Below are 6856 nucleotides of genomic sequence, written 5' to 3'. Positions count from 1 at the left end.
AGATCCGGCTGGAGCTGGAGACGCACTACCTCGGCACGCTGTCGGTGGTACGCGCGTTCGCGCCCCGGATCGCGGCGAACGGCGGCGGCACGATCCTGAACGTGCTGTCGGCGCTGTCCTGGTTCACGATCCCCGGCGTCGGCGCGTACGGCGCGGCCAAGGCCGCCGAGTGGTCGATGACGAACGCGCTGCGCCTGGAACTAGCCGGCCGGGGCGTCCGGGTCGCCGGGCTGCACGTGGGCTACATGGACACCGAGATGGCCGCCGCCGTGCCCGGCCCGAAGGCCCACCCGGCCGACGTCGCCCGGCTCGCCGCCGACGGCATCGAGTCCGACAGCTACGAGATCCTGGCCGACGACGTCGCCCGCCGGGTCCAGGCGGGGCTGTCCGGTGGGGTGGCCGCGCTCTACCCCGCGCTCCCCTGAACAGACCCGTCTCGCCGAGGTGGCGGGGTCAGAACCCGTCCGATGCCGCCACTTCGGCGCAATGGTGTCGATCAAGCACAAGCCACGACAACCGCCCGGACACAGCCGATCAACAGCCTTCGACAAGAGCCCGACATCAGCCGACGCTCGCCAAGCGGCGCTCCGTCAGATCCACCCGCTCGACACCTGCGCATTAGGGCCGCCCCGCCGACGCGGGCCCGCAAGACCATCTCCGCCAGAGCCCTCACTCATCTAGAGCCCCGAGCGTCCCTCCAACTGCGATCGATCTTCCTCATTCCGGGACGCCCCAGGTGATCAACACCAGCTCGGCGAAGTGGCGGGGTCAGAGCCCGCCTGATACCACCACTTCGGCGAGCTGGAGTCGATCAAGCGGCAGCCAGCCGCCCGCACGAGCCCGGCGAAGGACTGACCCGACAACCACCCGGATCGACTTCCCGGCGCTTGATCGACACCAGCTCGCCGAGGTGGAGGCATCGGGGGCACCCAGATACCGCCACCTCGGCGTAGTGGAGTCGATCAAGCGGGCCGGGTCGGGTCGGGCTACAGGCCGCGGGCCAGGCGGTCGGCCAGGATGCGGGTGAACCGGGCCGGGTCGGCCAGCTCGCCGCCCTCGGCCAGCAACGCCATGCCGTACAGCAGCTCGGCGGTCTCGGTCAGCGCGGCCGTGTCGCCGCCCTCACCGTGCGCCTTGCGCAGCCCGGTGACCAGCGGGTGGGCCGGGTTCAGCTCCAGGATCCGCTTGACCTGGGGCACTTCCTGGCCCATCGCCCGGTACATCTTCTCCAGCGTCGGCGTCATGTCGTGCGCGTCGCCCACCACGCAGGCCGGCGAGGTGGTCAGCCGGGTGGACAGGCGAACCTCCTTGACGCTGTCGGCGAGCGCGCCGCCGAGGAACGTGAGCAGGTCGGCGTACTCCTGCCGTTCGGCCTCGGCCTTCTCCTTCTCCTCCTCGGTCTCCAGGTCCACCTGGCCCTTGGCGACCGAGCGCAGCGTCTTGCCGTCGTACGCGCCGACGCGCTCGACCCACACCTCGTCCACCGGGTCGGTGAGGATCAGCACCTCGTAGCCCTTGGCGCGGAACGCCTCCAGGTGCGGCGAGTTCTCGATGGTGGCCCGGTTCTCGCCGGTGGCGTAGTAGATCTCGCTCTGCCCGTCCTTCATCCGCTCCACGTACGCCCGCAGCGTGGTGGGCTCGGCCGGGTCGTGGGTGCTGGCGGCGCGGACCAGTTCCAGCAGTGTCTCGGTGTTGTCCGCGTCCTCCAGCAGACCCTCCTTGACCACCGCGCCGAACTCGGTCCAGAAGGTGCGGTACGACTCGGCGGACATGTCCTTGAGCGTGGCGAGGACCTTCTTGACCAGCCGGCGGCGTACCGCGCGGATCTGCCGGTCCTGCTGGAGGATCTCCCGGGAGATGTTCAGCGACAGGTCGTGCGCGTCCACCACGCCCTTGACGAAGCGCAGGTAGTTGGGCATCAGCGCGTCGCAGTCGTCCATGATGAACACGCGCTTGACGTAGAGCTGCACGCCGCGGCGGCCCTGCGGGGAGAACAGGTCCAGCGGGGCGTGCGACGGCAGGAACAGCAGCGCCTCGTACTCGAAGGTGCCCTCGCCGCGCATGTGGATGGTTTCGAGGGGGTCGGCCCAGTCGTGCGCGACGTGCCGGTAGAACTCCTTGTACTCGGCCTCGTCGACCTCGTCCCGCGAGCGCGCCCAGAGCGCCTTCATCGAGTTGAGCGTCTGCTCCTCGCGGGTGGTGGCGCCGTCCTCGCCGGGCTTGTCGACCGTCATCCGGATCGGCCACGAGATGAAGTCGGAGTAGCGCTTGACGATCTCCCGGATCGTCCACTCGGCGGTGTAGTCGTGCAGGTTGTCCTCGGTGTCGACGGGCTTGAGGTGCAGCGTGACCGAGGTGCCCTGGGGTGCGTCCTCGACCTCCTCGATCGAGTACGTGCCCTCGCCGGTGGACTCCCAGCGGGTGCCGCCGGACTGTCCGGCGCGGCGGGTCAGCAGCGTCACCTTGTCGGCGACCATGAACGTGGCGTAGAAACCGACGCCGAACTGGCCGATCAGCTCCTGGGACGCGGCGGCGTCGGAGGACTCGCGCAGCTTGCGCAGCAGTTCGGCGGTGCCGGACTTGGCGATGGTGCCGATCAGGCGGACCACCTCGTCACGGGTCATGCCGATGCCGTTGTCCCGCACGGTGAGCGTACGGGCGTCCTTGTCGGCCTCGATCTCGATGTGCAGGTCGGAGGTGTCGGCCGGCAGGTCCTTGTCGACGAGCGACTCCAGCCGCAGCTTGTCCAGCGCGTCGGACGCGTTCGAGATCAGTTCGCGCAGGAAGACGTCCTTGTTCGAGTAGATCGAGTGCACCATCAGCTGCAACAGCTGACGGGCCTCGGCCTGGAACTCCAACGTCTCGACCCCGTCGCTCACACCGGCTCCTTCCCTCTGGCGGCTCCTACGGCGGAAAGGATACGAGGGGTGACCGCTGCGGCACGCACCGGCCGCCCCGGAATTCGACTGGTACAACCAGTTGACGGGTTGATGTGTACGGGGCCACACTGCTGCGCATGACCTTCGATCCCGCGCCCCGCGTCTCGGTCTCCGACCACGTCTTCGGCCGGCTGCGCGACGCGATCGTCTCCGGCCGGTACGCGCCGGACGAGACGCTGCCCGGCGAGCGCGAGCTGGCCGGCGCGTTCGCGGTCAACCGGCACGCGGTCCGGGAGGCGCTGCGCCGCCTGCAGCAGCTCGGCCTGGTCCGGGTCAGTCAGGGCGGCGCGACCCGGGTGCTGGACTGGCGGGTCCACGCCGGGCTGGACCTGGCGCTGTCACTGGCCCGCTCCGGTGACGTACTCCCGGTCGAGACGCTGGTGCGCGACATGCTGGAGATGCGGGCGTGCGTCGGGATCGACGCGGCCCGGCTGTGCGCCGAGCGCGGCGACGCGGCCGTCGTCGCCGCCGTGGTCCGGGCCGCCGAGGAGTACGGCGACCTGGCCCCCGACCTGGACCTGATGAACGAGGCGAACATCGCCATCTGGCGGCTGGTCGTACGCGGCAGCGGCAACACCGCCTACCAGCTCGCCTTCAACAGCCTGGTGGCCGGCACGTTCGCGGTCGGTGACGTCCCCCCGGACGCCCGCGCGGCCGAACTGCTCGACGTCGCCGGGCACCGCCGTCTCGCCACCTCGATCGCCTCCGGTCAGGGCGCGGCGGCCGCCCGGCACGCCCGGGAGCTGCTGACCGCGCCGGTCACCCCCACCCCCACCACCACCCCCGGAAGGGAAGCGCGCGCATGATCCCCGCCGTGCTGTACGCCGTCCCGGCGTTCCTGCTCCTGATCGTGATCGAGGCGGTCTCCTACCGCTTCCTGCCCGACGACGACGAGCGCGGCTACGAGCTGCGCGACACCACCACCAGCCTGTCCATGGGGCTGGGCAGCCAGATCATCGGCTTCCCGTGGAAGCTGCTCACCGTCGGCCTGTTCGCGGCGCTGTGGACCGTGGCGCCGGTGCAGTTGTCCCCCGGCGACTGGTGGACCTGGGTGATCCTGTTCTTCGCCGACGACCTGGCCTACTACTGGTTCCACCGCTCGCACCACGAGGTGCGCGTGCTCTGGGCCAGCCACGTGGTCCACCACTCCAGCGTCTACTACAACTTCTCGACCGCGTTGCGGCAGAGCTGGACGCCGATGACCTCGCTGCCGTTCTGGCTCGCGCTGGCCCTGCTCGGCATCCCGCCGTGGATGATCTTCCTGCAGCAGTCGGTCAGCCTGCTCTACCAGTTCTTCCTGCACACCGAACGGATCAGGGTGCTGCCCCGGCCGATCGAGTGGATCTTCAACACGCCGTCGCACCACCGGGTGCACCACGGCTCCAACACCGAGTACCTGGACCGCAACTACGGCGGCATCCTGATCATCTGGGACCGGCTGTTCGGCACGTTCGAGCCCGAGCGGGCCTCCGCGCGCTACGGCCTCACCAAGAACATCGGCACCTACAACCCGCTGCGGGTGGCCACCCACGAGTTCGCCGCGATCTGGTCCGACGTACGCCGGGCCGACTGCTGGCGGCACCGACTCGGCTACCTGTTCGGCCGCCCGGGCTGGCAGCCGGCCCGATGAGGCGCTCCTGGATGCTGCTCCTGTTCGGGCTGGTCGCCGCCGTCGAACTGGTCGGGGTCGCGCTCGACTCGACGGTGCTCCAGTGGCTGGCCAAGCCGCTGCTCGCGCCGGTGCTGCTGGCGTACCTCTGGGCGCGCCGCCGCCGGGTGGACGCGGTGGCGGTCGGCCTGGTCGCCGCCACCGCGGGCGACGTCGCCCTGCTCCTGGAGGGTGACACCGCGTTCCTGGCCGGCATGGGCTTCTTCCTGGTCACCCAGATCGCGTTCATAACCGCCTTCGTCCGGCACCGGCGCGCGCCGGTCGTGGCGTGGGCCGGCTACCTGCTCGCCTGGGCCGGGGCGAACGCGCTGCTGTGGGGCATGCTCGGGCCGCTGCGGCTGCCGGTGCTCGGCTACAGCCTGGCGCTGTGCCTGATGGCCGCCGCCGCGGCCGGGGTGTCCGCGCCTGTCGCCGCCGGCGGCGCGTTCTTCCTCGTCTCCGACCTGCTCATCGGCGTGGGCGCGGCCGGGATCGAGCTGCCCGGGCGGGGCCTGCTGGTGATGACCACCTACTGCGCGGCGCTGCTGCTGATCACCACCGGCTGGGTGGCCGCGACCCGCCCGGCGACCGGCCCGGAGTCGCCGCCCGCGGGTACCCTGCTCGCGTGGCCAGGGAGAACGGGCGCAAGCTGATCGCCTCGAACAAGAAGGCGCGGCACGACTACGACATCCTCAAGACGTACGAGGCGGGTATCGTGCTGGCCGGCACCGAGGTCAAGTCGCTGCGGGAGGGGCGGGTGTCGCTTGTCGACGCGTTCGCCCAGGAGCGCGACGGCGAGATCATGCTGTACGGCCTGCACATCGCCGAGTACGGCTTCGGCACCTGGACCAACCACGCGCCCCGGCGCACCCGCAAGCTGCTGCTGCACCGGGTGGAGATCGCCCGCATCCTGGAGAAGCTGCGCGACGGCGGCGTCACGTTGGTGCCGCTGTCGATGTACTTCGCCGACGGCTGGGCCAAGGTGGAGCTGGGCCTGGCCCGGGGTCGCCGGTCGTACGACAAGCGTCAGGCGCTGGCCGAGCGGGACGCGAAGAAGGAGATCGCCCGGGAGTTGGGTCGCCGGCTCAAGGGCCGCGCCACCGGCCGCCGAACCTGATCCGTCCCGTGTTGAGGACAGTCGCTGTCCGCTGGCTCCAGCAGGCTGGACGGCGACCGATCACACGTGCCGCCGGTTCGCCGGCGGGACCGACGGAAGGTGAGCCGAGATGGCCCGCGACGTGCAAATCACCATCGACTGCGCCGACCCGGCGAAGCTGGCGGCGTTCTGGGCCGAGGTCCTCGGCTACCGGGTCCAGGGCCCGCCGGAGGGCTTCGACTCGTGGGAGCAGGCGCTGACCGCGATGGGCGTTCCGCCGGAGCGGCACAACGACGCCTCGGCAGTGGTCGACCCGGAGGGGGCCGGTCCGCGACTGTTCTTCCAGCGGGTGCCGGAGTCCAAGCGGGTCAAGAACCGGGTGCATCTGGACGTCCGGGCCGCGCCCGGCCTGACCGGCGAGGCCCGGATGGCGGCGCTGGAGGCGGCGGCCGACCTGCTCGTCCCGCTGGGCGCGACGCGCGTCGGGCGCTTCGAGCCCGCTCCCCCGCTGGAGGCGGGGCACGTGCTGATGACCGATCCGGAGGGCAACGAGTTCTGCCTCGACTGAGACCCGAGGAGATTCGACAAGACTCCTTGTACATTACTTCTTGTCGGTCTAGCCTGACGGCATGACCGACGGAACCGGCAACCGGCGCCTCAGCGACCCGCGCGCCATGCGGGCGCTGGCCCACCCCACCCGGCTGCGGCTGCTCGGCGAGCTTCGCCTGCGCGGCCCGCAGACCGTCGGCATGCTGAGCGAGCGGACCGGGGAGGCGGTCGGGTCGGTCAGCTACCACGTCGGCAAGCTGGCCGAGCACGGCTTCGTGACCGAGGCCCCCGAACTCGCCCGGGACCGGCGCGAACGGTGGTGGCGGGCCGCGCACGCCACCACCGACTGGGATCCCCTCGAACTGCTCGACGACCCCGAGCGCCGGCTCGCCGGCAACCTGCTGCGCCAGGCCGCCATGCAGCGCTACGTGGCCCGCTACCAGGCGTACCTGGAATCGGAGGCCGACCTCGACCCGGCCTGGGTCCGCGGCACCACGAGCAGCGACACGGTGCTGCACCTGACCCCCGACGAGCTGGTGGAGCTGCGGGACGAACTGTCCGAGCTGGGCCGGCGCTGGCGGGAACGCGGCGCCGCCGGCCGGCCCGGCGCGGAGATGGTTACGC

At 71.0% G+C, this 6856-nt stretch carries 8 protein-coding genes; 7 read left to right on the top strand and 1 reads right to left on the bottom strand.

Annotation, left to right across the window (positions count from 1 at the left end):
- On the top strand, window positions 1-425 hold a 425-nt coding region (locus KBX39_RS18860; RefSeq protein WP_210871762.1), incomplete at its 5' end, for an SDR family NAD(P)-dependent oxidoreductase.
- A 561-nt stretch (window positions 426-986) separates the two neighbouring features.
- Here the strand turns inward: KBX39_RS18860 and htpG are convergent.
- Window positions 987-2879, bottom strand: a complete 1893-nt coding sequence (gene htpG, locus KBX39_RS18855) for a molecular chaperone HtpG (protein ID WP_113972780.1) — start codon at window positions 2877-2879, stop codon at window positions 987-989.
- 137 nt (window positions 2880-3016) lie between these two features.
- On the opposite strand from htpG, the gene KBX39_RS18850 reads away from it, so the two are divergent.
- From KBX39_RS18850 to KBX39_RS18825, 6 genes are all read left to right on the top strand, one after another.
- The gene (locus tag KBX39_RS18850; protein WP_043330104.1) at window positions 3017-3745 is read left to right on the top strand and encodes a FadR/GntR family transcriptional regulator; all 729 of its coding nucleotides are present in this window, start codon (window positions 3017-3019) and stop codon (window positions 3743-3745) included.
- On the top strand, window positions 3742-4569 hold the full coding sequence (locus KBX39_RS18845; protein WP_043323784.1) for a sterol desaturase family protein: 828 nt from the start codon (window positions 3742-3744) through the stop codon (window positions 4567-4569). Before KBX39_RS18850 ends, KBX39_RS18845 begins: the two co-directional genes overlap by 4 nt.
- 11 nt (window positions 4570-4580) lie before the next feature.
- The gene (locus KBX39_RS18840; protein WP_233607917.1) at window positions 4581-5240 is read left to right on the top strand and encodes a lysoplasmalogenase; all 660 of its coding nucleotides are present in this window, start codon (window positions 4581-4583) and stop codon (window positions 5238-5240) included.
- Entirely contained in the window at window positions 5213-5704 is a 492-nt protein-coding gene (smpB, locus tag KBX39_RS18835) for an SsrA-binding protein SmpB (RefSeq protein ID WP_064445840.1), read from the top strand. Before KBX39_RS18840 ends, smpB begins: the two co-directional genes overlap by 28 nt.
- 109 nt (window positions 5705-5813) lie before the next feature.
- The gene (locus KBX39_RS18830) at window positions 5814-6251 is read left to right on the top strand and encodes a VOC family protein (protein WP_069088613.1); all 438 of its coding nucleotides are present in this window, start codon (window positions 5814-5816) and stop codon (window positions 6249-6251) included.
- Window positions 6252-6312: 61 nt separating this feature from the next.
- On the top strand, window positions 6313-6856 hold a 544-nt coding region (locus KBX39_RS18825; RefSeq protein ID WP_210871761.1), incomplete at its 3' end, for a helix-turn-helix domain-containing protein.

Source organism: Micromonospora sp. D75 (genome assembly GCF_018070405.1).
Classification (GTDB): domain Bacteria; phylum Actinomycetota; class Actinomycetes; order Mycobacteriales; family Micromonosporaceae; genus Micromonospora; species Micromonospora chalcea.
The sequence above is the reverse complement of the archived record's forward strand: the minus strand, read 5'-3'. Positions and strand labels throughout refer to the sequence as shown.